Here is a 26,474-nt window from a genome sequence, read left to right as displayed (position 1 = left end):
ATGAATATATACTATAGTAGAAAGATAAAAAACTGACTTAATTTTTCTTAAGTCAGTAATGTAGGATATCTTTTATTATTTTGTAGAAAAAGTATTGGTCACTACGTTTGCGTAAGTTTTTTAAAATTTTTGAAATAAAAAGGCCTAAACTGATTGTTATAATAATTGCAATTAAATAAATAGGTAGACTAGAGGCTAAGCATAAAAGTAAGATAACTAATAGATAGACTAATGAAACAAGGGTAATCAGAAGCTCTTTGTTATACAATTTTTGTTGCCTGTTTTTCTCTATAATGTTGAAATTATATAAAAACTGATCTTTACTTAGAAACTTAATTTCACGAAAATAATAGTTTGTTTTAATAACGTCATAAAAGTCAGTTTTTACTGTACTTTTTAAGTGATTTGAGATGTTATCTTTCCGTTTTTTCTTCATTTAATGACCACCTAAGTTTATATTATAGTGATATAGTATCATATTTTTTAGACAAAAAAACAAGAATGACGACATTCTCGTTTAAATACTGTTGTTATTTGACAATATCTTACTATTCAAAATTAATCCATATTTTCATTTTTATTCTTAAAAAAATTAATAACAATAAAAATTGCAACACCAACGATAAGAACACTAGCTACTAGTTTAATAGGGCCTAGTGGAAGAGTTTTGACAATTCCAATTAATCCTAGAAGTAGGAGTGCTACTACATAGATAGGTGTTTTTTTATTCTTAGACATAGGCAAAACTCCTTTTAGTTAGTTTATCAAATAAATTTCTTTAGATAAAAAAATTAGAATGTAACTAACATAAATTAGATTTCTTGTTTGACCTTTTTAATTAATAAGATAAAATGACAGTGTTGACTATTAATGGAGGTAAGGTATGAATCAAAAAATACTAGAACAAATAACAGAGGCTGCAAAAACAGAACCAAAATCAACAGAACACTTATTAATTAAGTTAATGGAAGAAGTAGGTGAAGCATCTCAAGCCTATTTATCTACGACGAAAGCATCTGGTAGTGAATATAAAGACTTATCTTTAGTAGATTTTCAGGAAGAATTAGTTGATATCCTTCTTGTTACACTGACGCTTTTAAAAAGAACAGAGATTTCTGACGAAGAATTAGAAAATCTGTTAACTAAAAAGATTTCTAAATGGCTTGAAAAGCAAGGGAACTAGTGAAGAGGAGAGAATGAAATGACTTTTAAACGTTTTTTTCAATTATTTATTTTTTATGTACTATCAATACTAGTGGCTTATTCTTTAGTAGTCGCTTTTAAATTAACTAGTTTTTGGGCTATTGTTCTACTAATGTCAGTAGTAGGATACATAGTTTTAGGATTACCTTTAACGTTGTTATCTTTAAAAAAGAAAAAATATTAACAAGGTTACGTTAAAACTATTTATCTTCAATAAATTAGAAGAACTCACAAAAAAATTATTTTTTAATTTTTTGTGAGTTTTCTTTTTCATATACTAGTAGAGAAAAGTTTATGGTTTCGTTTGGTTTTAGCCCTAAGAATGAGTATAATAGTAATGTTACTACTTAAATTCACTAGATGGAGGCTGATCAATTGAAGAAAGATGTCAGACAAGAGGTTATTAATGATTTAAAAAGATTAAGTGAAACACCTCTAAAAAAACAAGCAATTGAAGAGAATATCTTACAGAGTCTTTTTTTAAGTGAGTTGTGGAGAAAAAGTAGGGTTGTTGGTGTGACGTTATCTATGGGCTTTGAGTTTGAGACAACAAAAGTAATTGAACAAGGTCTTAAAGAGGGAAAAACTATGTGTATTCCAAAAACTTTTCCAGGTCGAAAGATGTCATTTTTCTATCATGATCTTTCTCAAGTCCTTGAAGAAAGTAAATTTGGTGTTTTAGAGCCTACAAATGATAGGTTAATCGAGAAAGAAGATATTGATTTATTAATTGTTCCAGGTGTTGCTTTTAATAAAGAGGGCTACCGAATTGGTTTTGGTGGTGGTTTTTATGATCGATACCTTGCTGATTTTAATGGTAAAACCTGTAGTTTAGTTTTTGATGAGCAGCAAAGAGAAGACATTGAACTTGAAGAGCACGATTTACCAGTTGCAACGTTATTTACCTCAACATTAAAGGAGGTTGACAATGGAACCGTATCTTAGTAGTTGGAACAAAATTAACCGAGCGCCATTTTTTACGTACCTCTTTCTTGGTATTCAATTATTAATTTTTATTTTAATGGAAATTACTGGAATGAGATTAGGGCTTATAGGTGGCTCAGAAAACTCGCAAATTTTATTTATGTTTGGTGCGATGTCACCGGAAACAGTGGTTTCACAACATGAATATTGGCGATTTGTGACACCGATTTTTGTGCATATTGGTTTAACGCATTTAGCTATTAATTCATTAAGTTTATATTTTGTTGGTCGTATACTGGAGCCGATTATTGGACACACAAGATTCTTTATTTTATATCTAATCAGTGGCATTATGGGAAATGCTTTAAGTTTTGCTTTTGGTAATCCGTACGGTTTATCTGCTGGTGCAAGTACTTCTTTATTTGGTTTATTTGCAGCTTTTATTGCTTTAGGTAAAATGTTTAAGTATCATCCAATGATTCGCCACATGTCTCAAAATATGACGTTATTAATAATTTTAAACTTAATGATGAATTTATTTGATTCAGGTGTAGATATATTAGGTCATTTAGGTGGTGCGATTGGTGGTATTTTATTAATGATAGCTCTAGGAGTACCTAAAAAATCTTTAAATGATACACTTAATATTCATAAACGAATAGCAGCTGGAATTCTTGTTATTTTTATGATTGGATTTTGTATTTTTTATGGATTTAGTTTTATTTAAATAAGAAAAGAAATAAAAATGAAAAAGGCTCTATTATTTTATTTTTGTTATCTGTATAATGATAGGGAGCGTTATGATGAGGACGATGTATGATGTACAGCAATTGCTTAAACAATTTGGCACCTTTATTTATTTAGGAAACCGTTTGTGGGATATTGAGCTCATGATGGTTGAGATAAGGGAGTTGTTTGACAATGGCGTCATAGAGAAAAAAGTCTTTCTTAATGCCATGATGGTCTTAAAAAAAGAACACCAAGATGAATTGGAATATCAGGAGGGTCTAAATTGAGCAAAAAATTAATTGGTATTGATTTAGGGGGAACAACGGCAAAGTTTGCCATTCTAACAGAAGCAGGAGAAATCCAACAAAAATGGAGTATTGAAACAAATATTAGTGACGAGGGTAGTCATATCGTTCCAGATATTATTGCTTCAATTCAACATAAATTAGAATTATTCAACATGTCAGCTAGTGACTTTATCGGTATCGGAATGGGAACACCAGGTACTGTTAATAGAGAAAACGGAACAGTTATTGGAGCTTATAACTTGAACTGGAAGACACTACAAGAAATTAAAAAACCAATTGAGGCAGCTTTAAATATTCCATTTACTTTAGATAATGACGCTAACGTTGCTGCTTTAGGTGAAAGATGGATGGGAGCTGGAGAAAATTCTTCAGATGTAACCTTTATCACTCTTGGAACAGGTGTTGGTGGTGGTATTATCGCTGAAGGCAATTTAATTCATGGTGTTAACGGAGCTGGTGGAGAAATTGGTCACGTAACAGTTGATCCTGAAGGCTTTGATTGTACATGTGGTAAAAAAGGATGTCTTGAAACAGTTGCCAGTGCAACCGGTGTTGTTCGCTTAGCTAGAACAATGTCAGAAAGCTTTTCAGGAGATTCAGCTTTAAAATATAAAATTGATGATGGGCAAGAAGTAACAAGTAAAGATGTCTTTGATGCAGCTAAAGCAGGAGATGATTTTGCTTTAATCGTTGTTGATAAAGTATGTTTCTACTTAGGACTAGCTTGTGGTAATATCGGAAATATTTTAAACCCAAGCGATATCGTTATTGGTGGCGGTGTATCAGCGGCAGGGGATTTCTTATTAGAGCGAATCCAAAAATATTTCACTGAATTCACATTCCCACAAGTATCAGAAAGTACAAGCATTAAATTAGCATTATTAGGTAATGAAGCGGGCGTTATTGGAGCTGCGTCATTAGCAAGAGATTTGAAGTAAAAGATCAGAATTGGAAGAGGTATAGATAAATGGGTTTTTTAACAACATTAAGTATTTTTATTTTAACAATTGCAGTACTTTATGGCTTGAATAAATTATATTTTTATTTCCTAAGAAAAAGTGCTGCTAAATTAGTAACACAAGAAGAATTTCAAGAAAATATGCGTGGCGCACAAATCATTGATGTTAGAGAAAAAGAAGATTTTAACCGCGGACATGTTTTAGGGGCAAGAAGTGTACCTTACACAATTTCTAAAACACACAAAGAGTATTTAACAGCAATCAGAAAAGATAAAGATATTTATCTATACGATAACAAACAAACGCTAGCTATTTACATGGCGAGATTGCTAAAAAAAGAAGGCTACACTAATATTTATATTTTAAAAGAAGGCTATAGTGGCTGGACAGGTAAAACAAAGAAAAAATAAAAAAAGGGGATGACTTTTAAAGGTCATCCTCTTTTTTAACTATTAACGTGCACGACTTTTTCTCATAGCTTTTTTACGGCTATCGTCGATCATCATTTCTTTTTCTTCAACTGGCTCAATAACTAGTTTTTTAAATCCTAAAGCAACACCAGCTAAAGCAGCAAGAGTAACAGTTGTTCCTGTTAAAAATCCTGAAGTAAATTTTTTCATGAAGTTCACATCCTCTGTTTTTTATACAATTCCATTATCCACCATTTTCTAAAAAAAATCTAGTCATATCCTATAGAGAAAGATGTTAAACTTTCAAAGAAATGTTAAACTATTAACGGAAAGGCAAGTGATAAAGATGACATTAATATTTGCACACAGAGGAAGTAAAGGAACTCACCCAGAAAATACAATGGCAGCATTTAGAGAAGCTGTAAATATAAAATCTGATGGAATTGAATTAGATGTACAATTTAGTTTAGATGAAGAACTTGTTATTATTCATGATGGTGATGTTAATAGAACAACTAATGGAAAAGGTTTAGTTAAAGAAAAAACATTAGCTGAATTAAAAGTTTTAGATGCTGGTAGTTGGTTTGATCCTATTTATAAAGATGAAAAAATTCCAACTTTTAACGAAGTAATTGAATTATTAGTAGCCGAGAAATATACAGGTATTTTAAATATTGAAATTAAAACAGATGAATATGATTATGATGGAATTGAAGCAAGAATTTTAAACGTTATTAATTCTTTTGAATTACCTTTTAAAGTTATTTTATCAAGTTTTAATACTGAAACTATGGCAAGAGTAATTACTTTAGACAGTTTATACGAAAAAGCGATTATTTTAGATAAATCAAAAAGAAAAATTGAATTTGGTCTAGAAACAAGCGAAATTTCCGGCTTACATCCGTCTATTAAGTGGATTGAAGAAAATGTTGATTTAGTTAAGACGCAACATAAAGCATTTAGACCTTGGACGGTTAATAGTGAAGAGCAGATGAAATTTTGTTTTGATTTAGGTTTAGCTGGAATTCATACAGATTTTCCTAAGAAAGCCATGGCTCTAAAGGAAAGTTATTTATGAAAAAAGAAAAATTATTAGTAATTGTAGGACCCACTGCTGTTGGAAAGACAGCGCTTAGTGTGATGTTAGCAGAGAGGTTTTCTGGTGAAATTATTAGTGGAGATTCTCTGCAAGTTTATAAAAAATTAGACATTGGAACTGCAAAAGTAACAGCAGAAGAAAAAAGAGGGGTTCCTCACTATTTAATTGATGTTAAAGAAGCAACAGATGAGTATTCAGCTTTTGAATTTAAACAGTCAGCAGAAAAGGCTATTAGTGAAATCTCAAAAAGAAATCATTTAGCGATAGTTGCTGGTGGGACAGGTATGTATATTCAGTCTCTTTTATTTGATTTTAACTTAGGAGCTCCTGAAGAAAATACTCAAGATAAGGAAAGAAGAACATATTGGGAAAATTTTGCTAAAAATAATGGAAAAGAAAAACTATGGCAATATCTAGACTCCATTGATAGTAGAGCAGCAGCCTCTATTCATTTAAATAATGAAAAACGTGTGATTCGTGCCATTGAAGTCTTTGAAAAAACAGGTATTAGTATTTTAGAGCAGCAAGGCATTGATATTAAAGATTTATCAAATTCTCCTTATGATGTGAAACTAATCGGACTTGAGACAGACCGTGAACTACTTTATGAAAGAATCAATTTACGAGTGGATATCATGATGGAAGAAGGTCTTTTAGAAGAAGCTGAGTATGTTTATTCTTTAGGAGAGGTTCAAAGTCGTCAAGGAATTGGTTATAAAGAGTTTTTTCCGTATTTTAGAGGAGAAATGGATTTAGAAACTGTAATAGAAAAAGTAAAACAAAATTCAAGACAATATGCTAAACGACAATTGACGTGGTTTAAAAATCGAATGACTGTAGAATGGTTTGATTTAGTTCAACACGAAGAAGAAATAGTGAAAATTCAGAACTCAATTGAAGATTGGTTAGCTGAGTGAAAGAAGGTAGAAAATGGAGAAAGTTATTTTAGTTGGTATTGAGTACCAAGATAATTTTAAAAATTTTCCAGAGTCCATGGAAGAATTACAAAACTTAACAGAAACAGCTCAGGGAGTTGTTGTAGGTGAGTTAATTCAAAAAAGACAAACGTTAGATAGAAGGACACTTGTTGGTAAAGGAAAACTAGCAGAACTGGCAGCTTTAGTTGAGTCAAAGGATGCTGATATGGTGATTTTTAACCATGAAATCACAGCTAGACAAGCAAGGTTAATTGAAGATGAGGTCAATACCAAAGTTATTGACCGTGTACAATTAATTTTAGATATTTTTGCCATGCGTGCCAAATCAAAAGAAGGGCAACTCCAAGTAGAGTTAGCTCAGCTAAATTATTTACTACCTCGTTTAGTAGGGCAAGGTTTAACTCTTTCAAGACTAGGTGGAGGTATTGGAACTAGAGGTCCCGGAGAAACGAAGCTTGAAACAGATCGACGACACATTCGCGATAAAATTACAGCAATTAAAAGAGAATTAAAAGAAACAGAAGAGCACCGTGAGAGAAGTCGTCAAAAACGTAAAGATTCCTCTGTTTTTCAAATTGGTTTGATTGGTTATACAAATGCGGGTAAATCAACGATTATGAACTTGCTAACTGATACTAAAACTTATGCAGAAGATCAGCTTTTTGCGACTCTGGATCCTTTAACAAAAAAATGGCCGTTACCAGAAGGCTTAGAAACAACACTAACTGACACAGTAGGATTCATTCAGGATTTACCAACTCAGTTAATTGAAGCTTTTCAGTCAACTTTAGAGGAAAGTAGAAGTGTTGATTTACTACTTCATGTAGTTGATTCAACATCAAGTAACCGTAGTCAGCAAGAGAAGACAGTTATCGAACTATTAGATGATTTGAAAATGAATCACATTCCTGTTTTAACTGTTTATAATAAAGCAGACCTATTAGAAGATGAAGATAGTTTTGTGCCAACTCTTTATCCGAACTGTTTAATATCCGCCTACAAAGAATCAAGTAAAGACATTTTAACAGAAGCAATCATTAAACAAATGAAAGAGATGTTTATGCCTTTTGAATTAATTTTAGAAGCAAAAGACGCTTACCAAATTAATCAAATGCAAAAACAGGTTTTTGTAGATGATTATGAATATATAGAAGAAAATAATACCTATTTAGTGAAGGGATATGCACCTTTTGAATCAAAATGGGTTAGAGGAGAAAAAGAAGATGAGTTGGAATTCTAATCTTAATCCTGATTTAATTGAAAAAATTAAACAGGTTGATGAAAAAATAATGCCAGTTCGAATGGAATTACAAGAAATAGCTTTAACGAATCAAGGGAAAGTCTTAGGAGCTTTTAGAAATAATAAACTTTCAGAAAGTCATTTTGCTCCCTCAACTGGCTATGGTTATGATGATATTGGTCGTGATGCTTTAGAGTCTATTTATGCAGAAGTTTTTAAAACAGAAGCAGCTTTAGTCAGACCACAAATCGTTTCTGGAACTCATGCTATTTCAACAGCTCTTTTTGGTGTTTTACGACCAGGAGATGAACTCATGTATATCACTGGAACCCCGTACGATACCCTTCACGAAGTTATTGGAACAGCAGGAAATAGGATTGGCTCATTAAAAGAATTTGGTGTTTCTTATCAAGAAATATTACTGACAAAAACTGGTGAAGTTGATTTTGAAGAAGTTGAAAAAAGAATTTCTTCAAAAACAAAAGTTATTGGTATTCAAAGATCTCGTGGCTACGATTCAAGACCTTCTTTTACAGTTAGTCAAATCAAAGAAATGATTACTTTTATTAAAAAATTAAATCCAGAATTAATTGTATTTGTAGATAATTGTTATGGAGAATTTGCTGAAATTATGGAACCTAGTGAGGTTGGAGCAGATTTAATGGCTGGGTCTTTAATTAAAAATCCTGGTGGTGGAATTGCAAAGACAGGTGGTTATATTGTTGGGAAAAAAGAGTTAGTCGAAAAAGCTGGTTACCGTCTAACGACTCCTGGTGTAGGGGGTGAGGGTGGTGCTATGATTTACAGCACTCATGAAATGATTCAAGGATTTTTCTTAGCACCTCACGTTGTTTCTCAAGCGATTCAAGGAGCTGTTTTTACAGCGGCTTTATTAGAAGAATTTAAAATTGAATCAACTCCTAAGTGGAACGAACCTCGAACGGATTTAATTCAATTAATTGCTTTAGGTGATAAAGAAAAAATGATTTCATTTTGTCAAAGTATTCAAAAGTTCTCTCCAGTTGACGCTTATGTTGCCCCGATTCCTGGCTTTATGCCTGGCTATGAAGATGATGTGATTATGGCAGCAGGAACATTCATTCAAGGTGCAAGCTTAGAATTAACAGCCGATGGACCAATTAGAGAGCCTTATAAATTATATGTTCAAGGTGGTCTAACTTATGAACATGTAAAAATAGCAGTATCACATGCAGTTAATCAGAGTTTTTATTAAATTTTATTAAAGTTGTCTACCTATGTTAGATTATCTAACATAGGTCGTTGACTTTTTTTTTTTCACCTGTTATTCTTTTTTTAACCTTTAAGATAAGGAGGTCGAAAAAATGAGTGAAAAAGAATTTCGTCGTAATTTAGCTGTCTTTCCTATGAGCTCTGTCATGAAATTAACAGACTTAACTGCTAGGAAAATTAGGTATTATGAAGAACAGGAACTAATTTTTCCAGAACGGAATGCAGGTAATAATCGATTGTTTTCTTTAAATGATATTGATCGACTTCTTGAAATTAAAGAGATGATTAGTGATGATTTCTCCATTAAAGAAATTAAAAAGCAGTTTATGAAATTGGAACAGAAAGAAAAAGAATTATCTGAAGAAAAAATTAGAATAGCTCTTTATAATGATTTGATGAAAGAAAGCGGACTAAACTAAACTAAAAAAAGAAGAGGCGTGAAAATGGGAATGTATACAACAAAAGAACAAATTAAAGAAGCAGCACAGAAAGAAAACGTAAGATTTTTAAGATTAATGTTCACTGATATTTTAGGTAGACTAAAAAATGTTGAGGTTCCTATCAGCCAAATTGATAAAGTATTAGATAATAAAATGATGTTTGACGGCTCATCTATTGAAGGATTTGTCCGTATTGAAGAAAGTGACATGTATTTACATCCAGATGTTTCTACTTGGATGATTTTTCCTTGGGAGAGTGAAAAAGGAAAAGTAGCTCGTTTAATTTGTGATGTTTACAATACAGAAGGAGAACCTTTTGCAGGAGATCCTCGTGGAAATTTAAAACGTGTGTTAAAAGAGATGGAAGAACTTGGTTTTACTGGGTTTAACATTGGTCCAGAGCCAGAATTTTTCTTATTTAAATTAGATGAAAAAGGTCATCCAACTCAAGAGTTAAATGACCAAGGTGGTTACTTCGACTTTGCTCCAACAGATTTAGGAGAAAATTGTCGTCGTGATATTGTATTAGAATTAGAAAGTCTTGGATTTGAAGTAGAAGCCTCACATCATGAGTGTGCCCCAGGACAACATGAAATTGATTTTAAATATGCTAATGCTATTGAAGCTTGTGATAACATCCAAACCTTTGAATTAGTTGTTAGAACAATTGCAAGAAAACATGGTTTACACGCAACATTTATGCCAAAACCATTACACGGAATTGCTGGTAGTGGAATGCATATTAATATGTCTTTATTCAATAAAGACGGTAATGTTTTTTATGATGAAAATGGAGAAGATGGTTTAAGTGAAACAGCTTATCACTTCCTAGGTGGTTTATTGAAACATGCAAGAGGCTATACAGCAGTATGTAACCCAATCGTTAACTCATACAAACGTTTAGTACCTGGATATGAAGCACCTGTTTATGTAGCATGGAGTGGTAAAAACCGTTCACCATTAGTACGTGTTCCAAGTTCACGTGGACTTTCAACTCGTTTAGAATTACGTTCAGTAGATCCAACAGCTAATCCTTACCTTGCAATGGCTGTTTTATTACAAGCTGGTTTAGATGGAATTAAAAACAAAATAGCTCCTCCAGCAGCAGTAGATAGAAATATTTATGTGATGACTGAAGATGAGCGTAAAGAAGCAGAAATTACAGATTTACCATCAACTTTACATAATGCTATTAAGTATATGAGAAAAGATGAGATTGTTAAAGAAGCTTTAGGTAACCACATTTATAATAACTTCATTGAAGCTAAAAAAATGGAATGGTCAGCTTACCGCCAACAAGTTTCTGAGTGGGAAAGAGAGCAATACCTAGAAATGTACTAAAAAATTTAAACCTTTGTTAGAAAATTTTAACAAAGGTTTTTTTATTTGGCTCATTTTATGTTAGAATGTGTCTAGTTGATTATAAAGGAGAAATATAAATGATAGCAGTCGGAGATTTAAGAAGTGGTATGACGTTTGAAAAAGACGGAAAATTAATTAAGGTTTTAGAATCTAGTCACCACAAACCAGGTAAAGGTAACACTGTTATGCGTCTGAAATTAAGAGATGTTAGATCAGGTTCTACTACAGATACTACAATGCGTCCTGAAGAAAAAGTAAAGAAAGCTCATATTGACAGTAAATCTGTACAATATTTATACTTACAAGATGATATGGCAGTATTTATGGACTTAGAAACTTACGAGCAATATGAAATTGCTTCAAGCATTATCGAAGCAGAATTATTATATTTATTAGATAACATGGAAGTAACAATTCAATTCTTTGGAGATGAAGTAATTGGGGTTGCTTTACCAACAACTGTTGTCTTACGCGTTGAAGATACACCGCCATCTATTAAAGGGGCAACTGTTTCTGGTTCTGGAAAACCTGCGACTATGGAAACTGGTCTAGTTGTAAACGTACCAGATTTTATTGAAGCTGGAGAATTATTAGAAATTAACACTCAAGAAGGCTCATATGTTAAGAGAGCTAAATAATTAGTAAATATTAAGCAAGATAACAAACTTAGTTATCTTGCTTTTTTATTATTTTTTTATTTATTATTTCTAAAAGGTAAACATGTAAAACACATTATGCTATACTAGTCATTGTAACTATAATATTAAGAGAGGGAGGGACAAGATGACACATCAATTACTAGACTTGTTCAGACCCAGTACATGGCAGTCTTTTTTTACTGCCCATTTTTCTTCAGAAGTTATTATTCATATCATTGATATATTAGTTGTTTGGTTTGTCATTTACAAACTAATCATGCTACTAAATGGTACAAAAGCAATTCAAGTATTTAAAGGAATTGCTGTCATCATTATGATTAGAATATTAAGTGATATTATTGGTCTTTCAACAGTATCTTGGTTGATGAATCAAGTAATAACTTACGGAGCGATTGCTGCCATTGTTATTTTCCAGCCAGAAGTTAGAAGAGGGCTAGAACATTTGGGCCGTGGTTCAATTATTAAATCAAGTAAAAAAAGAGAGCATGGTAAAGAACGTTTTATTACTCAATTAGATGAAGCAATTGCTTATATGTCTAAGAGAAAAATAGGAGCGTTAATATCTATTGAAAAAAGAGATAGTTTGATTGAGTTTGTGGAAACTGGTATTATGTTGGATTCTGATATCTCAAGTCAATTACTAATAAATATATTTATTCCAAATACGCCACTTCATGACGGAGCTGTTATTATCCGTAATGGGAAAATTGCTTCTGCGTGTTCCTATCTACCTTTATCGGAAAACTCATTGATTCCAAAAGAATATGGAACAAGACATCGTGCTGCTATTGGTTTAAGTGAAGTAAGCGATTCTTTAACAATTATCGTCTCAGAAGAAACAGGAGATGTAAGTATTGCATATAGTAATAAGTTTTTACCTCACTTGAAAAAAGAAGAGTATATTGACATTTTAAATCGTGAATTAATTCAAGAGGACGATGAAAGTAAGTCTGGTGTCATCAACCAATTCTTTGAAGATTTGGTAAAAGGATTTAGAGGGGGTAAAAAATAATGAGTAAATCAGGAAAAACCCCTTGGCTAATACGAATTTTATCTTTGTTTTTTGCCATTTTATTTTTCTACAATGCCAATCTAACAAAGTTTAATAAAGATGACACAAGTTTTGCTCAGCTATCTGCTGTGGCAGAAAAAGTACCTGTTAATGTTACTTATAATCAAGATAAGTATTTTATATCAGGTTATGATCAAACAGTTGATGTGGAATTAACATCAGCTAATAAGATTTTATTAGATAAAGAATCTAACGCTGAAACGAGAAGTTTTTCAGTTGTAATGGATTTGACTAAGTACAGTGAAGGAACACATGAAGTTCCCCTTGAGTTATCTGGTTTACCAAGCGCTATTCGTGGCAAAATTCAACCAAGTAAATTGACTGTGACGATTGAGAAAAAAGCAAGTAACAAATTTAAAGTTGAACCTGCCATCGATTCTCATATTTTTGCTTCTGGTTTTGAAATGGATAAAGCAGAAGTTGATCCAGAGAGTGTAACTATTTTAGGTGGAGAAGAAACGATAGCTAAAGTAGCTCATGTATTTGCTGGTATTAGTGATAAATCAAATGTGTCAGGTGATTTCTTTGAGAAGGTAAACCCTTATGCAGTTGATGAAAACAACGAGCCACTTGATGTGAGAATCGAACCTGATTCGGTCCGAGTGGATGTCTATGTTAAATTACCGACTAAAAAGGTAAAAGTAAAAGCTGTTCAATCCGGCAGTATTCCTCAAGATATTAAAGGTTATGACTTTAAGTTGAAAGAGGATGAAGTAAATATTACAGGTCCAAAAGAAATAATCGATGAGATTAACATAATTGAGCTGAAAATCGATACAAGTAACATTAGAGAGCCAGTTGAAAATGCTTATCCGATTGTTGTACCAAAAGAAGTTAGTGTGGAACCTAAGTCTATTTTAGTGTCAGTTGTTCCTGAGAAACAAACAGAAAAAACAGCTCAGTTGATGCCAAATGTATCGACAACTAAAAAGAAAACTGATACTATTTCAGTCGAAGGTAAAAAGAAATAAAACAAAAAAATGTAATAAGTAAATATATATTTAGTTAGGAGATTTATTAATATGGGTAAGTATTTTGGAACAGATGGTGTTAGAGGGATTGCTAATAAAGAGTTAACACCTGAGTTAGCATTTAAAATTGGACGTTGTGGAGGCTATGTTTTATGTCAACATACAGAAAATTCTAATGAAAAACCCCAAGTTTTAGTTGGGAGAGATACTCGTATTTCAGGTCAGTTATTAGAACAAGCCTTAATTTCTGGACTATTATCAGTTGGTATTGAAGTACTTCAATTAGGTGTTATCTCAACACCAGGAGTTTCTTACTTAACAAGAACACAAAAAGCTGCTGCTGGCGTTATGATTTCAGCATCACACAATCCAGCTGAGGATAATGGTATCAAATTTTTTGGACCAGATGGATTCAAATTAGCTGATGATGAAGAATTAGAAATTGAAGCGTTACTTGATTCAGAAGAAGATACATTACCAAGACCTTCAGCATTTGGATTAGGTACATTAGATGTGTATCCAGAAGGTTTACAAAAATATATGGAATTCTTAAAAGAAACAATTCCAAACCCTTTAACAGGATTAACAGTTTGTTTAGATGGAGCAAATGGAGCAACATCACCAATCGTTAATCATTTATTTGCTGATTTAGATACTGAATTCTTTACAATGGGAGTTAAACCAGATGGTATCAACATTAACGATGGTGTTGGTTCAACTCACCCAGAAGAATTAGCGAAATTTGTTGTTGAAAATAATGCTGATTTAGGCTTAGCTTTTGATGGTGATGGTGACCGTGTGATTGCTGTTGATGAAAATGGAAACATTGTTGACGGTGATAAAATTCTTTATATTTGCGGAAAACATTTGAAATCTAAAGGTCTTCTTAAAGAAGAAACAATTGTTGCAACGGTTATGAGTAACTTAGGTTTCCATAAAGCAGTTGACGAAGCTCAAATGAAAGCTGTTTGTACACAAGTTGGAGATAGATATGTTGTAGAAGAAATGAGAAAATCAGGATTTAACCTAGGTGGGGAACAATCAGGTCATATTGTTTTCTTAGATTACAACACAACAGGAGACGGTTTATTATCTGGTATCCAGTTAATGAGTGTTATGAAAGAAACAGGAAAAACTTTATCAGAATTAACTTCTGAAATTGAAGAATATCCTCAAAAATTAGTTAACATTAAAGTTAGTGATAAAAACGGTGCAATGGACGTTCCTGCTATTAAAGCAATTATCGAAGAAGTTGAACAAGAAATGTCAGGTGATGGACGTGTCTTAGTAAGACCTTCTGGAACAGAACCTTTATTACGTGTTATGGCAGAAGCGCCAACAAAAGAAAAAGTTGATTATTACGTAGATAAAATCTCAAAAATTGTTATTGAAGAAATCGGATTAGATTAAACCTAGAGTTCAAACTCTAGGTTTTTTTATTTTAAAAATTTGATATAATAGAAAGCATAAAAAACGACAAGGGAGAGAGTTATGCGAGTTATAGCAGGAGATTTTAAAGGAAGAAAATTAACATCTCTTTCAGGAGATAATACAAGACCAACTAGTGATAAAATAAAGGGTTCGATTTTTAATATGATTGGCCCATACTTTGATGAAGAAATCGTATTGGATTTATTTAGTGGAAGTGGAAATTTAGCGATTGAAGCTGTTTCAAGGGGGGCTAAAAAAGCTTACTGTTTTGATAATCATTTTAAAGCTATTAGCGTCATTAAAGAAAATATCAAATTAACGAAAAGTGAAAAGTCTTTTGTTGTTCAAAAGATGGATGCGGATAAAGCTATTTTATGGCTGAAAGACAATGAAATTACCTTTGATTTAATCTTTTTAGACCCACCATATGCCAAACAAAAAATTGAAGAGCAATTATTAAGTATGTTAGACAATGGTCTAATTAATAATTATGGGAAAGTAATTTGTGAGACAGATAAAATGATTGATTTACCAGATACAATTGGTGCACTTGAACTAATGAAAACTCAACATTACGGAGCAACTAAAATAAAAATTTACCAATTAAAAATGGAGGAATAAGATATGCCAAATAAAAAAGTAGCACTTTTTCCAGGGAGCTTTGATCCATTTACTAATGGGCATTTAAATACAGTTGAAAGAGCAAGTTTATTATTCGATAAAGTCATTGTTGGCATCTTTACAAATACGACAAAACAGCCACTGTTTACAGCTGAAGAGAAAAAGGAACTTGCTATTAAAGCAACAGAGCATCTAGATAATGTTGAGATTTTAAGCCAATCTGAAGGATTAACAGTTACGATTGCTAAAGAACTGGGAGCTAACTTTTTAGTTCGTGGTGTTAGAAATAGCCAAGACTATGAATATGAAAAAAATATAGCTTCCATGAATAAACAAATGGATGAAACAATTGATACAGTCTTTTTATTAGCTGATGAAAAATACAGTAATATCAGCTCAAGTATGATTAAAGAAATTGCGAAATTTCAAGGAGATGTCTCACCTTTTGTTCCTGATTGTGTGAATGAAGCTCTAATAAAAAAATTAAGGTAGGATTTTCCTTATGAAAAAAATAAATACAAAAGTCATTCTTTTAACTGTTATTTTTTCATTAATCTTTTTCTGGACACCACTGCCTTATTTTATTGAAATGCCTGGAACTTCTGAAGACTTGAGAGATCATGTGATAGTTAATGGGAAAAAAGACGACTATAAAGGTTCATTTATGTTAACGACTGTTGCAGTTAGACAAGCAACTCCATTTACTTTTCTTACAAGTTTTTTTAACTCTAAACAAGAATTAGTTAGTAAAAAAGAGATGATGGGTAATAGTAACTCTAAAGAGTATGATCAGATGCAAAATTACTACATGAAAAATTCTCAAAATATGGCTAGTAAAGTGGCTCTAGATTTATTAGATAAACCATATGAGATGGAATATAAAGGCGTTTACGTTATGTCTATTAGTGATAATTCTGATTTTAAAAACAAATTAACTATTGGTAGTACTATTTCTCATATCGACGGTAAAAAAATTGAATCCTCTGAAGAATTAATCAATTCAGTTCAATCTAAAAAAGTTGGTGAGTCTGTTACACTAACAGTTGAAGAAGATAATGAAACAAAAGAAGTGACTGGTAAGTTAATTGAGTTAGACAGTACTAAAAAAACAGGTGTTGGTATTTCTTTAATTGATCACACTGAACTTGTTTCTTCTGAAAATATCAAGTTTACGACTCATGATATCGGAGGCCCCTCAGCTGGTCTAATGTTTACCTTAGAGTTATATAGCTTATTAAGTCAAAAAGATATTCGTCATGGTCTTGAAATTGCTGGAACAGGAACCATGAACTCAGCTGGTGAAGTTGGTAGAATTGGTGGTATTGATAAAAAAGTTATTGCAGCAGAATATGCCGGGGCAGATGTCTTCTTTGCTCCAGATGATCCGATATCAGATGAATTAAAAGAAAAATACCCAGATATTAAAACGAATTACGAAGAAGCAGTAGTAGCTGTAAAAGCTAATAAATTAAACATTGAAGTAATACCAATAAAGACAGTAAATGATGCTGTTAAATATTTAGAAAATAAAAAGTAAAAGATGACAAACATCTTTTACTTTTTTTCTTATATTTGAAGTGAGGGGAGGATTTCATGGAAAGTATAAGAAAACATGTTACAAAAGAAAAAATCATAATATCTGTGGTCATTTTAGTAATTAGCATAATTGGTTTAAAATTATTCCTTTCAAAAAATGCAGCAAAAGTTGATCAGTTTGAAGAAGTTGTATTAACTGATACAACTGATTTAATAGCTGAGACTGAAAAAGAGAATAATGACGTGGTTAAAATGTATGTAGACATCAAAGGTGCTGTCAAACTTCCAGGTATGTATGAAGTAACATCTGATATGAGAGTGTTAAATGTAATTGATATGGCTGGTGGTTTAAAGGAGACAGCAGATGATAGCCAAGTTAATTTTTCACAACGAATTGAAGATCAAATGGTTATCTATATTCCTGTGGAAGGAGAAGAACTATCTGAAACAGCGATTGCTGGGACAAATTCCAATACTGCTAACATTAGTAAAGATGAAGATGGGAAAGTTAACTTAAATCAAGCAACAAAAGAAGAATTAATGACTTTAAGTGGTGTAGGCGAGAAAAAGGCAGAAAAAATAATTGAATACCGTGAAGAAAATGGTTCTTTTAAAACAATAGAGGATTTGAAAAATGTGAACGGTTTTGGCGAAAAATCATTTGAAAGTTTGGAAAAGTATATTAGTATATAGATAAGACTAATCAGAAAGTAGTGACGTTATGGAATTTGAAAGAATACCTTGGGACCAATATTTTATGGGTCAAAGTTTATTATTATCTCTTAGAAGTACTTGTACGCGTTTAGCAGTTGGTGCAACAATTGTTAGAGATAAACGAATTATTGCAGGAGGTTATAACGGCTCTGTAAGTGGAGATGTTCATTGTATAGATGAAGGTTGTTATCTTGTAGATGGACACTGTGTGAGAACTATTCATGCTGAGATGAATGCTATTTTACAGTGTGCTAAGTTTGGTGTTGGGACAGATAACGCTGAAATTTATGTTACTCACTTTCCATGCTTACAATGTACTAAAATGATTTTACAAGCAGGCATTAAAAAAATTCATTATTTAAAAGATTATCGTAATGATGAATATGCTATTAAATTAATCGAACAAGCAGGTGCTTCAGTGCATCAAGTCAAACTATCAAAACAATATTTTTCAAGTCTTCAGTTTGGAGAAGATGCTGAATACCTTTCTGAATAATATCAGAGGTTTTTATTTCTTCCCAATTATTATTTTTAGCCTAAGTTTATTAATCTTAAAAGAGTCTAACATATTTTTATTTTTATGCCTCTTTTTTGTTTTGCTTCGTGTTTTGTTTTTAAAAAATAAGGAAATCATTTTTCTTAGTGTTTTAGGTTTATTCTTATCTTTTGCTATCCATATTTATTATAATCAAGAGTCAAACTTACCTTTAATGGAAGATGAGGAACTAAGTTTAGTTTTAATTCCTGATACCATACAAGTAGATGGAGATTTAGCCAAATTTGAAGCATTAGAAAAGAAAACAAAAGAAAAAGTGATTGTTAATTATAAACTACAAAGTAAAGAAGAAAAAGATATTTTTCTTCAATTAACTAAGACCTATCAACTGACTGGAAAAGCAACAACTCAACCAATCGAAGTTGTTAGAAATTTGAATGGATTTGATTACAAAAGATATTTAGATTTAAATGGAGTTAGTCAAAAAATAAAGTTAACAGAAATAACTTCTTTTGAGATAGAAAAAGTAAGTATCTTTCAGCCAATAAAGAAAATAAAAGAAATCAGAAGATGTGCTATTGTTTATACAAATTATAGATTTCCAACAAACATAGGAAGCTATATGAATGCTTTACTCTTTGGATATAAGGAAAACACACCAGAGTCTTTTCAAGGCGTTTGGCAAAAATTAGGTGTGGCTCATTTATTTAGTTTATCAGGTATGCATATCTACTTTTTTATCTTCATTTTTGAATGGCTATTTTTAGTAGCAGGTTTGACTAAAGAAAAACTATATTATCTAAGTATTATTTTTGTTTTCATCTTAGTTGTGATGACAGGTCTTGGAACAGGTATGGTTAGAGCTGGTATCCAGTGGTTAATTAAACAGATGAATGATAAATATAAATGGCATTTAAGTTTACTAGATTGTTGGTCTATAGCTTTATTTATAAATTGTCTAATTGATCCTTATCTACTGTTTACAGCAGGCGGACAACTTACTTATTATCTAACCTTCATGATTATTATGATTAATCCTCTCGTTAATCAAGTAAATAGAGATTATTTAAAACCTTGGCTGTTTAGCTTTATTATCTCTTGGTTATCTTTACCGTTAATTTGGTTTCATTTTTATGAGTGGAACTGGCTTAATTTTATTTTAACTATTGTGTTAGGTCCTGTTTTATTTATGGGGTTACTACCGATATTACTTATTTCATTTATTTTAAGCTTTATTATACCTTCTTTAAGCTTTAACCTTATTGAAAGGTGCTTTATATTATTTCAAGGTAAAGGAGAAGTAGCAGCTAGTTGGAATGCATTTAGACAAGTAACAGGGAAATTGCCAGCTGTAATAATTATGGTAGCAATTATCTGTCAGTGGGTTTGGTTAATTGAGTGGGAAAATAAAAAAAGTTGTTCATCAATGAAAATGAATTTATTAGTACTTTTAACATTCTTAATCCCATTTTGGAAGTTTGTAAATCCAAGAGGGATGATAGCTTTTGTAGATGTCGGACAAGGGGACTCTATTTTTCTACAACTACCTTTTCACCGAGGTAATTATTTATTAGATACAGGTGGTAGATTAAATTACGAAAGAGAAGAATGGCAACAGTTTACAGACAAAAGAGGTGCGGATTACACAGTAATTCCTTTTATGAAAAGTAAAGGTGTCAAAGAATTAGATGCTGTTTATATTTCTCATGCTCATGAAGATCATTTTGGTGATTTAGATAGAATTAGTGACAACATTAAAGTTAAAAAACTTTTGTTTGGTGAAGGTAGCTATGAGCAAAAAAACTTTAAGAAAATGCTAACTTACAAACAGATAAAACAAACTAAAAAAGAAGTTATTTCGTCAAAAAATAATTGGCAAAGAGATGGGATTATAGCTGATTGTTTATATCCTTTAACAAAAGGTGATGGACAAAATAATGATTCTGTTGTTTTGAAATTACAAATTAAAGATCAGTCTATTTTACTGATGGGAGATTTGGAAAAAGAAGGAGAAAATGAGTTATTGAAATACTCTCCAGGCTTACTTCAAGCAGACATTTTAAAAGCAGGGCACCACGGAAGTAATACTTCTAGCCAAGAAAATTTTTTAGATATTGTTAAGCCAACTGAAGCAATTATTTCGTGTGGTCAAAATAATCACTACAATCATCCTTCAAAAGAAACTTTAGAGCATTTTGAGGATAGAAATATTCATGAGTTTCGAACAGATGAACAGGGAATGATTTACTATACTTGGTCTATGTTTTCTAAAAAGTTATCTAAGGGAAAATACATTAAAGACTAAGTATGCTATTATGTAAGAAGGAAAAAGCGAATGAACAGGTGATAAAAAATGACATTACAACGAGTACTAACAAGTATTAGAAAAAAAGAGTACCAACCCGTATATACTTTAATGGGAACAGAAAATTACTTAATTGAAACTTTTAAAAACACATTAAAGACAAGTGCATCATTAGAAGATGTAGATGATTTAAATATCATTAGTTTTGATATGGCTGAAACAGAATTAGGATTAGCTGTTCAAGAAGCAGAAACAATTCCTTTTTTTGGTGATTATAAATTAATTTTTATTGATAATCCCTATTTTTTAACAGCTGAGAAAAAGAAAAACGAGTTAGTTCATGACACAAAAATTCTAGAAGAGTATCTAAAAAATCCTTTAGAAACAAGTATTTTAATTTTTACTACCAATGTTGAAAAACTAGATGAACGTAAAAAAATAGTGAAGTTATTAAAAAAAGAAAGTCAGCTTGTTGATGTGAATCAAATGACTGAGAAAGAATTAATTCCTTATGTGTCTCACTATATTGAAAGTGAAGGTTACCACATTGAAAAAAATGCTTTTAAGCAATTAACTTATTTAACTGATATGAATTTAAGTCGAGTGATGAATGAGTTGAATAAGCTATTTTTATATAAAAGCGATACAAAAGAGATTACGTTAAAAGATGTTGATTTACTAATTCCAAAATCATTAGAACATAATATTTTTGCTTTAAGTCAATATGTTTTAGATAATAAAAGAGATGAGGCTATTGAGTTATATCAAGACTTACTGATTTCTGGGGAAGAGACAATTAAAATTATTTCTATTTTAATTGGCCAAGTCAGACTACTACTTCAAGTTAAATTATTAGTAGATATGAACTATCAGCAAAGTAATATGACAGATACGCTAAAGATTCATCCTTACAGAATTAAGTTAGCTGTTCAGCAAAGTAGAGCTTTTGAGAAGCGGTTACTAGGGGAGATGTTTAGTGAATTAGTTGATCTTGATCACAAAATTAAAACAGGTCAGGTAGATAAAGAATTAGGTTTTGAATTATTTTTATTAAAATCTAGATAAACAAAAAAACTTGCTTGGATGATTATCAAAAGATAGTCACACCAGCAAGTTTTTTATTATGCTAATTTTTTTGCTAAGCGAGATTTTTCGCGGTTAGCTTTATTTTGATGGATTAGTCCTTTTGCAGAGACTACATCAATTTCTCTAGTAGCAGCAACTAATAATTCTTGTTTATTATCAGCGTCAGCTTCTACAGCTTTTTCAAATTTTTTCACAGCAGTACGCATTTTGCTTAATTTAGCTGAGTTAGCTTCATTAGATTTTTCACTTGTGCGAACGCGTTTGATAGCAGATTCGATGTTTGGCATTTAAATTCACCTCCGGCATAGAGTTTATATTTGTAAAACAAATATAATCAACATTCTCATTATACAGAATGGGTACTTGGTTTGCAATAAATATTCTAAAAACTTTCTTAGGAAATCGGAATAATTGCGATTCCGATAATACCAGGACCCGAATGAACACCAAGAACTGGGCTTACATCTCCTGAATAAAGGTAACGATAATTAGGTAGGGCTTCCTTTAGTTTCACCGTTAGTTTTTTTGCTTCCTCAACATCCATTCCATATGAAATAGCCAAATCATAGGACTGTAATCCAGAAGCAACTTTCTCGATTTGTTCTAAAATTTTGTTTAAACTTTTCGTTCTTCCACGAGCTTTGCTAACTGTATAATAAATGCCATCCTCATTACAAGAGATAATCGGATTTAAGTTTAAAGCAGTTCCAATAAAGGAAGAAACTAAGCCAATTCGGCCACCTTTTTTCAAATACTCAAGAGTTGGAATACTAAAGTAAATATCAGTTGTTTGAGCTATTTTTTCAGCAATTGTTTTCAACTCAGTAAAAGAAGTCCCATTGTCAATTTCTTTTTTTAGATAAGCCGCTTGAATACCAGCACCCATACCAATATTTTTAGTGTCTACAATAAAACTTTCAATTTCTGGATGATCTTCTAAAATTAATCTAAGTGCATTATGTGTACCACTTAATCCGCTAGAAATCGTTAAACAAGCAATTTTGTCATATCCTTGAGTTTTAATATCTGAAATTAGATCTTCTACATAAGGAAGCGTTGGTAAAGAAGTCGTTGGGATTTCGATTTCCAAATGATTATAAACTTCCATTGGAGTAATTTCTACTCTGTCTAAAAAGGTTTCATTTTTATAAATGATATTTAAGGGAGCAATAAAAATGCCACCTTTATCAAGTATCTCTTTAGGTGTATCCATTGCTGAATCAACTAATAAGGCAATCTTTTCGGCCAATTATTTTTCCTCCGCTGTGGTTTTAGAAACTAAATCTCTAAGGTTATTTTCTGTAATTAATTTAGCGATAAACGTTGTACACGCCATTTGAACTGGGGCATAGCCATCTTTAATTTTATCAATGTTAATATCTTCTTTGTTTTCATTAATGAAGTATTTAATGGTCATTTCTAAATGATGACAGAAAAAGTCATAAGCATCTTTTGGATCAGTGGAATGAATTTGATAAACGATTCCATTTCTAATATCAGGTATTTCGAATGCTTGCTTTAAAACTGTAATCACAATAATTCTTGCTAAATGATTTTTAGAATATTTCTTTTTATATGGTTTTGGAACTAATTTTAATTTAACGTAATTATTAATCATAGAAGGAGTTAGTTTTTTTGTATGTTCTAGTTGTAAACCATAAGTGTATTTATCAACATACTTAACTAATTGATCCATATAAATATCCATATCAGGTAACTCGTCCCAACGAGGTAAGGTTACTTGAAGAAGATCAGTCTCCCAATTTTTAGTTAGTTTTTCTGTACTCAAAATAAATCTCCTTTTCGTGCAATTAAATCATTATTTGATTGGTAAAACACCAATTCCAATTACTCCAGGACCAGTGTGAGCACCTAAAACAGGGCTAACTTCACCAAAGTAGAAGTGACGATAATTACTAAATTTTTCTTTCATGGCAGCCATTAGTTTTTCAGCTTCTTCTTTATCATCACCGTAAGTTACTGATAAATCATATTCATCGTAACCTGCAATTGTTTTTTCAACACAATCCATTAATTTAGCTAAGCTTTTTTTACGACCACGAGCTTTATTGACAGTGTAGTAAATACCATCTTCATTACAAGAAATAATTGGATTTAAGTTTAATGCTGTCCCAATAATAGATGAAACTAAGCCGATTCGTCCACCTTTTTTTAAGTATTCTAGAGTTGGAATACTAAAGAAAACGCCACCTTTAATTGGTAGTTCACTAGCCACTTTTTTTAATTCATCAAAAGAAATACCATTATCAATTTCTCGTTTAATGAAAGCTGCTTGAATCCCGCCGCCAATACCAATACTCTTAGTATCAACCATAAAGCTTTCGATTTCTTCATGTTCCTCTAAGGTTAAGCGTAGCGCATTGTGTGTTCCGCTTAAACCACTTGAAATCGTAATACAAAGAATTTTGTTATAGCCTTGATTTTTAATATCTTCAATTAATGTTTGAACGTATGAAATAGAAGGTAGGGATGTTTTAGGAACTTCTTCATCTAAACGTGCATAAATTTCAGCAGCTGAGATTTCAATTTTATCCATATAAGTTTTATCTGTATACATAATGTTAAGTGGTGCAACAAAGACACCGCCTTTTTCGATTAATTCAGGTGGCATATCCATTCCAGAATCTACAAGCATTGCAATTTTGTCAGTCAATTTTATTTCCCCCATAAGATGTTGTTTTCATTTGCTCCTTCTTAATAAATTGTTTCTATCTAATTTCATTAAAAAGGGCATCTAGTATTCAAAACTATATCATAAGATGTTCGTAATTACAATTAGGCGTAAAAAAACCTTGGATTAACCAAGGTTTTATAAAACTATTTTTCTATTGGTAGTTTTCTTAACATTCTTAAACCATTAAGGATAACTAAAATCGTGCTTCCTTCGTGGCCGATTACACCCAGAGGTAGATTAATAACTTTGAAAAAGTTTGAAATTATTAGTAATGCGATAACTGAAAGAGAGAAGACGATGTTTTGAGTAATGATTCGTTTTAATTTTAGCGATAGTTGGTGACTAAGAGCTAATTTTTCTAAGTCATCTTTCATTAATACGATATCAGCAACATCAATCGCAATATCAGTTCCTTGTCCCATTGCGACACCAATTGAAGCGTTAGCAAGAGCAGGAGCATCATTCACTCCATCACCAATCATAGCATTAACACCGATTTCTTCTTTTTGTTTTTTTATAAATTCAGTTTTATCTTCTGGTAAACAATCAGCGATTACATGATCAATGCCAATCATTTTGGCTACTGCATCTGCTGTATGTGAATGATCTCCAGTTAACATAGTAGTTGAGATACCTTGTTTATTAAAATATTGAATGGTTTTAATCGCATCTTCCTTGGGCACATCCAAGAGCCCGAAGAAAGCTAGAATCTTATTATTTTTTGAAAGGTAAATAACTGTTTTACCTTCACTTTGAAGTTTTTCAGTTTTAGAAATAATGTCATCAGTTAAAGGAAGAGTAGTTACAAAATCAACGTTACCAACTTTCCATTCATCTGTGTCTGCTAAAGCAAGCATACCAGAACCTGTTACATCTTTTACATCTAAATTTAGTTTTTGAGAGGCTTCTTTTGAAAATTTAGTCGTAATAGCATTTGCTAATGGGTGAGTAGATGCTGTTTCAATAGCGACTAAGGTGTTGATAGCTAATTCTTTTTCATCAGTTAAGAAAAATTCGTCAGTTACAATTGGAAATCCTTTTGTTAATGTTCCTGTTTTATCAAATGTAATAGCTTTTAAATCTGCTAAAGCTTCAAGATAAATACCACCTTTAAAGAGAACTCCATTTTTAGCTCCGTGAGAAATTGCTGCTAATGTTGCCGGTGTTGCTGAGGCAACAAGAGCACAGGGGGAAGCAACAACTAATAAAACCATACCGCGGTAAAAACTTTCATTCCATGTCCATCCAAGAAGGAAGTAAGGAATTAAAATAGCTAGTGGAACAATAATTAAAACCGCTTTTACATAAATATTTTCAAAGTTACTTAAAAAGCTAGCAGTTTTCGATGGCGTATTTTGAGCTTCATCTACTAATTGAATGATTTTACTAAATAGGGTATCTTTTGATTCTTTTGTTACTTCCATTTTTAAAGAGTTACCAATATTAATTGTTCCGGCAAATAAGTTATCTTGATTTGTTTTCTCATTTGGAATAGATTCACCAGTAATCGCTGCCTCATCAATAGAAGCATGATCAGTTAATAAAATACCATCAATTGGGACACTAGTTCCTTTTGGTACCATTAATAAGTCTCCGATTTTTAATATTTTAACAGGAACTTCAGTTGTTTGTCCATTCTCATTTAGTAAAAAAGCATTCTCAGGTTGAATTTCCATTAAACCTTCAATTTCTTTTTTACTTTTATTAGTTGTAAATTCTTCTAGTGAGCCACTTAGTGAGAAAATAAACGTTAACATAATACCTTCGAAGTAATACGAAATCGTACAGGCTCCAATTGCAGCTAGAGCCATCAGTAAATCGACGTTTAAATGCTTTTCTTCAATGGTATCAATAATACCTTCTTTTGTTTGGTTGAAACCTCCGATAATCATCCCAATAATAAAGATATAGGGAAAAAGAGTTCCTCCTGTGTTTTGGTTAATTAAGCCTGTGACCATTAACACACCACAAATAATTGTAGCGATCATACTACTTCTTTCTTTTATAAATGTCATGTTCATTCCT

At 31.7% G+C, this 26,474-nt stretch carries 32 protein-coding genes; 24 read left to right on the top strand and 8 right to left on the bottom strand.

The features are described from left to right. Positions 1–52: 52 nt before the first annotated feature. Together DFR54_RS13155 and DFR54_RS01465 are read right to left on the bottom strand one after the other, a co-directional pair. Positions 53–436 (bottom strand): hypothetical protein, encoded by a 384-nt coding sequence (locus tag DFR54_RS13155; RefSeq protein ID WP_114288594.1) that lies wholly within the window; start codon positions 434–436, stop codon positions 53–55. Between the two features lie 122 nt (positions 437–558). Next, positions 559–738, bottom strand: a complete 180-nt coding sequence (locus DFR54_RS01465; RefSeq protein WP_114288593.1) for a hypothetical protein — start codon at positions 736–738, stop codon at positions 559–561. Positions 739–883: 145 nt separating this feature from the next. Here DFR54_RS01465 and DFR54_RS01460 point away from each other — a divergent pair, with 145 nt between their 5' ends. From DFR54_RS01460 to DFR54_RS01430, 7 genes are all read left to right on the top strand, one after another. Beyond that, positions 884–1,183, top strand: a complete 300-nt coding sequence (locus DFR54_RS01460; protein ID WP_114288592.1) for a nucleoside triphosphate pyrophosphohydrolase family protein — start codon at positions 884–886, stop codon at positions 1,181–1,183. An 18-nt stretch (positions 1,184–1,201) separates the two neighbouring features. Further along, complete coding sequence (locus DFR54_RS01455; protein ID WP_114288591.1) at positions 1,202–1,387, top strand: hypothetical protein; 186 nt, start codon at positions 1,202–1,204, stop codon at positions 1,385–1,387. 191 nt (positions 1,388–1,578) lie between these two features. Next, entirely contained in the window at positions 1,579–2,148 is a 570-nt protein-coding gene (locus DFR54_RS01450; RefSeq protein WP_167800193.1) for a 5-formyltetrahydrofolate cyclo-ligase, read from the top strand. Beyond that, a complete protein-coding gene (locus tag DFR54_RS01445) occupies positions 2,132–2,854 on the top strand; it encodes a rhomboid family intramembrane serine protease (protein WP_114288589.1) in 723 nt (240 codons plus the stop codon). Before DFR54_RS01450 ends, DFR54_RS01445 begins: the two co-directional genes overlap by 17 nt. Before the next feature lie 76 nt (positions 2,855–2,930). Beyond that, on the top strand, positions 2,931–3,143 hold the full coding sequence (locus DFR54_RS01440) for a YqgQ family protein (RefSeq protein ID WP_086342881.1): 213 nt from the start codon (positions 2,931–2,933) through the stop codon (positions 3,141–3,143). Then, positions 3,140–4,102: an ROK family glucokinase gene (locus DFR54_RS01435; protein WP_114288588.1), complete on the top strand. Its 963-nt coding sequence runs from the start codon at positions 3,140–3,142 to the stop codon at positions 4,100–4,102. The genes DFR54_RS01440 and DFR54_RS01435 overlap by 4 nt, the downstream gene beginning before the upstream one ends. Positions 4,103–4,131: 29 nt before the next feature. After that, positions 4,132–4,533, top strand: a complete 402-nt coding sequence (locus DFR54_RS01430) for a rhodanese-like domain-containing protein (RefSeq protein ID WP_086342883.1) — start codon at positions 4,132–4,134, stop codon at positions 4,531–4,533. Between the two features lie 42 nt (positions 4,534–4,575). On the opposite strand, the gene DFR54_RS01425 is transcribed toward DFR54_RS01430, so the two are convergent. Then, positions 4,576–4,743, bottom strand: coding sequence for a DUF3042 family protein (locus DFR54_RS01425; RefSeq protein ID WP_086342884.1), 168 nt, complete (start codon positions 4,741–4,743; stop codon positions 4,576–4,578). Between the two features lie 136 nt (positions 4,744–4,879). Between DFR54_RS01425 and DFR54_RS01420 the strand changes: the two genes are divergently transcribed. The 17 genes from DFR54_RS01420 (at position 4,880) to holA (ending at position 21,733) form a co-directional block, all read left to right on the top strand. Further along, positions 4,880–5,611: a glycerophosphodiester phosphodiesterase gene (locus DFR54_RS01420; RefSeq protein WP_114288587.1), complete on the top strand. Its 732-nt coding sequence runs from the start codon at positions 4,880–4,882 to the stop codon at positions 5,609–5,611. Further along, complete coding sequence (miaA, locus tag DFR54_RS01415) at positions 5,608–6,549, top strand: tRNA (adenosine(37)-N6)-dimethylallyltransferase MiaA (protein WP_114288586.1); 942 nt, start codon at positions 5,608–5,610, stop codon at positions 6,547–6,549. Before DFR54_RS01420 ends, miaA begins: the two co-directional genes overlap by 4 nt. 13 nt (positions 6,550–6,562) lie before the next feature. Next, a complete protein-coding gene (hflX, locus tag DFR54_RS01410; RefSeq protein ID WP_114288585.1) occupies positions 6,563–7,810 on the top strand; it encodes a GTPase HflX in 1,248 nt (415 codons plus the stop codon). Further along, on the top strand, positions 7,794–9,044 hold the full coding sequence (locus DFR54_RS01405) for a methionine gamma-lyase family protein (RefSeq protein ID WP_114288584.1): 1,251 nt from the start codon (positions 7,794–7,796) through the stop codon (positions 9,042–9,044). Before hflX ends, DFR54_RS01405 begins: the two co-directional genes overlap by 17 nt. Before the next feature lie 109 nt (positions 9,045–9,153). Further along, positions 9,154–9,480 (top strand): MerR family transcriptional regulator, encoded by a 327-nt coding sequence (locus DFR54_RS01400; protein WP_114288583.1) that lies wholly within the window; start codon positions 9,154–9,156, stop codon positions 9,478–9,480. Positions 9,481–9,504: 24 nt separating this feature from the next. Continuing rightward, positions 9,505–10,842: a type I glutamate--ammonia ligase gene (gene glnA, locus DFR54_RS01395; protein ID WP_227258616.1), complete on the top strand. Its 1,338-nt coding sequence runs from the start codon at positions 9,505–9,507 to the stop codon at positions 10,840–10,842. Positions 10,843–10,940: 98 nt separating this feature from the next. Continuing rightward, positions 10,941–11,501 carry an elongation factor P gene (efp, locus tag DFR54_RS01390; RefSeq protein ID WP_086342890.1) on the top strand — a complete coding sequence of 187 codons (561 nt, stop codon included), beginning with the start codon at positions 10,941–10,943 and terminating at the stop codon, positions 11,499–11,501. Positions 11,502–11,646: 145 nt separating this feature from the next. After that, positions 11,647–12,534, top strand: a complete 888-nt coding sequence (cdaA, locus tag DFR54_RS01385) for a diadenylate cyclase CdaA (protein WP_086342891.1) — start codon at positions 11,647–11,649, stop codon at positions 12,532–12,534. Continuing rightward, a complete protein-coding gene (locus DFR54_RS01380) occupies positions 12,534–13,565 on the top strand; it encodes a CdaR family protein (protein WP_114288582.1) in 1,032 nt (343 codons plus the stop codon). Before cdaA ends, DFR54_RS01380 begins: the two co-directional genes overlap by 1 nt. 51 nt (positions 13,566–13,616) lie before the next feature. After that, complete coding sequence (gene glmM, locus DFR54_RS01375) at positions 13,617–14,975, top strand: phosphoglucosamine mutase (protein WP_114288581.1); 1,359 nt, start codon at positions 13,617–13,619, stop codon at positions 14,973–14,975. Positions 14,976–15,056: 81 nt separating this feature from the next. After that, the gene (gene rsmD / locus DFR54_RS01370; RefSeq protein ID WP_114288580.1) at positions 15,057–15,617 is read left to right on the top strand and encodes a 16S rRNA (guanine(966)-N(2))-methyltransferase RsmD; all 561 of its coding nucleotides are present in this window, start codon (positions 15,057–15,059) and stop codon (positions 15,615–15,617) included. 3 nt (positions 15,618–15,620) lie between these two features. Further along, on the top strand, positions 15,621–16,109 hold the full coding sequence (gene coaD, locus DFR54_RS01365; RefSeq protein WP_114288579.1) for a pantetheine-phosphate adenylyltransferase: 489 nt from the start codon (positions 15,621–15,623) through the stop codon (positions 16,107–16,109). Positions 16,110–16,119: 10 nt separating this feature from the next. Next, the gene (locus DFR54_RS01360; RefSeq protein ID WP_114288578.1) at positions 16,120–17,154 is read left to right on the top strand and encodes a SepM family pheromone-processing serine protease; all 1,035 of its coding nucleotides are present in this window, start codon (positions 16,120–16,122) and stop codon (positions 17,152–17,154) included. A 56-nt stretch (positions 17,155–17,210) separates the two neighbouring features. After that, a complete protein-coding gene (locus DFR54_RS01355) occupies positions 17,211–17,846 on the top strand; it encodes a helix-hairpin-helix domain-containing protein (RefSeq protein WP_114288577.1) in 636 nt (211 codons plus the stop codon). Between the two features lie 28 nt (positions 17,847–17,874). After that, positions 17,875–18,363: a ComE operon protein 2 gene (locus DFR54_RS01350; RefSeq protein ID WP_086342898.1), complete on the top strand. Its 489-nt coding sequence runs from the start codon at positions 17,875–17,877 to the stop codon at positions 18,361–18,363. A gap of 214 nt (positions 18,364–18,577) precedes the next feature. Then, the gene (locus tag DFR54_RS01345; protein WP_170126897.1) at positions 18,578–20,668 is read left to right on the top strand and encodes a DNA internalization-related competence protein ComEC/Rec2; all 2,091 of its coding nucleotides are present in this window, start codon (positions 18,578–18,580) and stop codon (positions 20,666–20,668) included. A gap of 48 nt (positions 20,669–20,716) precedes the next feature. Then, on the top strand, positions 20,717–21,733 hold the full coding sequence (holA, locus tag DFR54_RS01340) for a DNA polymerase III subunit delta (protein ID WP_114288575.1): 1,017 nt from the start codon (positions 20,717–20,719) through the stop codon (positions 21,731–21,733). Between the two features lie 56 nt (positions 21,734–21,789). Here holA and rpsT read toward each other — a convergent pair whose 3' ends face one another. The 5 genes from rpsT to DFR54_RS01315 all read right to left on the bottom strand — a co-directional run bounded on the left by rpsT (position 21,790) and on the right by DFR54_RS01315 (position 26,464). After that, positions 21,790–22,041: a 30S ribosomal protein S20 gene (gene rpsT / locus DFR54_RS01335; RefSeq protein ID WP_086342901.1), complete on the bottom strand. Its 252-nt coding sequence runs from the start codon at positions 22,039–22,041 to the stop codon at positions 21,790–21,792. 107 nt (positions 22,042–22,148) lie between these two features. After that, positions 22,149–23,003, bottom strand: coding sequence for a DegV family protein (locus tag DFR54_RS01330; RefSeq protein ID WP_227258613.1), 855 nt, complete (start codon positions 23,001–23,003; stop codon positions 22,149–22,151). Further along, positions 23,004–23,543 (bottom strand): DUF1836 domain-containing protein, encoded by a 540-nt coding sequence (locus DFR54_RS01325; RefSeq protein ID WP_086342902.1) that lies wholly within the window; start codon positions 23,541–23,543, stop codon positions 23,004–23,006. 30 nt (positions 23,544–23,573) lie between these two features. Continuing rightward, a complete protein-coding gene (locus tag DFR54_RS01320) occupies positions 23,574–24,443 on the bottom strand; it encodes a DegV family protein (RefSeq protein ID WP_114288574.1) in 870 nt (289 codons plus the stop codon). Positions 24,444–24,592: 149 nt separating this feature from the next. Further along, positions 24,593–26,464, bottom strand: coding sequence for a heavy metal translocating P-type ATPase (locus DFR54_RS01315; protein ID WP_114288573.1), 1,872 nt, complete (start codon positions 26,462–26,464; stop codon positions 24,593–24,595). Positions 26,465–26,474 lie beyond the last annotated feature (10 nt).

This window comes from Vagococcus fluvialis (assembly GCF_003337315.1).
Lineage (GTDB): Bacteria > Bacillota > Bacilli > Lactobacillales > Vagococcaceae > Vagococcus > Vagococcus fluvialis.
Note: the sequence above shows the minus strand (reverse complement) of the source record. Positions and strands in the feature narration are given on the sequence as shown.

Coding starts and splice junctions, on each gene's coding strand:
- DFR54_RS01445 (WP_114288589.1), top strand. CDS start 2,132: ATGGAACCGTATCTTAGTAGTTGGAACAAAATTAACCGAGCGCCATTT.
- DFR54_RS01420 (WP_114288587.1), top strand. CDS start 4,880: ATGACATTAATATTTGCACACAGAGGAAGTAAAGGAACTCACCCAGAA.
- cdaA (WP_086342891.1), top strand. CDS start 11,647: ATGACACATCAATTACTAGACTTGTTCAGACCCAGTACATGGCAGTCT.
- efp (WP_086342890.1), top strand. CDS start 10,941: ATGATAGCAGTCGGAGATTTAAGAAGTGGTATGACGTTTGAAAAAGAC.
- coaD (WP_114288579.1), top strand. CDS start 15,621: ATGCCAAATAAAAAAGTAGCACTTTTTCCAGGGAGCTTTGATCCATTT.
- DFR54_RS13155 (WP_114288594.1), bottom strand. CDS start 436: ATGAAGAAAAAACGGAAAGATAACATCTCAAATCACTTAAAAAGTACA.
- DFR54_RS01460 (WP_114288592.1), top strand. CDS start 884: ATGAATCAAAAAATACTAGAACAAATAACAGAGGCTGCAAAAACAGAA.
- DFR54_RS01315 (WP_114288573.1), bottom strand. CDS start 26,464: ATGACATTTATAAAAGAAAGAAGTAGTATGATCGCTACAATTATTTGT.
- rpsT (WP_086342901.1), bottom strand. CDS start 22,041: ATGCCAAACATCGAATCTGCTATCAAACGCGTTCGCACAAGTGAAAAA.
- DFR54_RS01405 (WP_114288584.1), top strand. CDS start 7,794: ATGAGTTGGAATTCTAATCTTAATCCTGATTTAATTGAAAAAATTAAA.
- holA (WP_114288575.1), top strand. CDS start 20,717: ATGACATTACAACGAGTACTAACAAGTATTAGAAAAAAAGAGTACCAA.
- glnA (WP_227258616.1), top strand. CDS start 9,505: ATGGGAATGTATACAACAAAAGAACAAATTAAAGAAGCAGCACAGAAA.
- DFR54_RS01440 (WP_086342881.1), top strand. CDS start 2,931: ATGAGGACGATGTATGATGTACAGCAATTGCTTAAACAATTTGGCACC.
- miaA (WP_114288586.1), top strand. CDS start 5,608: ATGAAAAAAGAAAAATTATTAGTAATTGTAGGACCCACTGCTGTTGGA.
- DFR54_RS01355 (WP_114288577.1), top strand. CDS start 17,211: ATGGAAAGTATAAGAAAACATGTTACAAAAGAAAAAATCATAATATCT.
- hflX (WP_114288585.1), top strand. CDS start 6,563: ATGGAGAAAGTTATTTTAGTTGGTATTGAGTACCAAGATAATTTTAAA.
- DFR54_RS01430 (WP_086342883.1), top strand. CDS start 4,132: ATGGGTTTTTTAACAACATTAAGTATTTTTATTTTAACAATTGCAGTA.
- DFR54_RS01350 (WP_086342898.1), top strand. CDS start 17,875: ATGGAATTTGAAAGAATACCTTGGGACCAATATTTTATGGGTCAAAGT.
- DFR54_RS01425 (WP_086342884.1), bottom strand. CDS start 4,743: ATGAAAAAATTTACTTCAGGATTTTTAACAGGAACAACTGTTACTCTT.
- DFR54_RS01360 (WP_114288578.1), top strand. CDS start 16,120: ATGAAAAAAATAAATACAAAAGTCATTCTTTTAACTGTTATTTTTTCA.
- DFR54_RS01455 (WP_114288591.1), top strand. CDS start 1,202: ATGACTTTTAAACGTTTTTTTCAATTATTTATTTTTTATGTACTATCA.
- DFR54_RS01400 (WP_114288583.1), top strand. CDS start 9,154: ATGAGTGAAAAAGAATTTCGTCGTAATTTAGCTGTCTTTCCTATGAGC.
- DFR54_RS01380 (WP_114288582.1), top strand. CDS start 12,534: ATGAGTAAATCAGGAAAAACCCCTTGGCTAATACGAATTTTATCTTTG.
- DFR54_RS01345 (WP_170126897.1), top strand. CDS start 18,578: ATGGAAGATGAGGAACTAAGTTTAGTTTTAATTCCTGATACCATACAA.
- glmM (WP_114288581.1), top strand. CDS start 13,617: ATGGGTAAGTATTTTGGAACAGATGGTGTTAGAGGGATTGCTAATAAA.
- rsmD (WP_114288580.1), top strand. CDS start 15,057: ATGCGAGTTATAGCAGGAGATTTTAAAGGAAGAAAATTAACATCTCTT.
- DFR54_RS01320 (WP_114288574.1), bottom strand. CDS start 24,443: ATGGGGGAAATAAAATTGACTGACAAAATTGCAATGCTTGTAGATTCT.
- DFR54_RS01465 (WP_114288593.1), bottom strand. CDS start 738: ATGTCTAAGAATAAAAAAACACCTATCTATGTAGTAGCACTCCTACTT.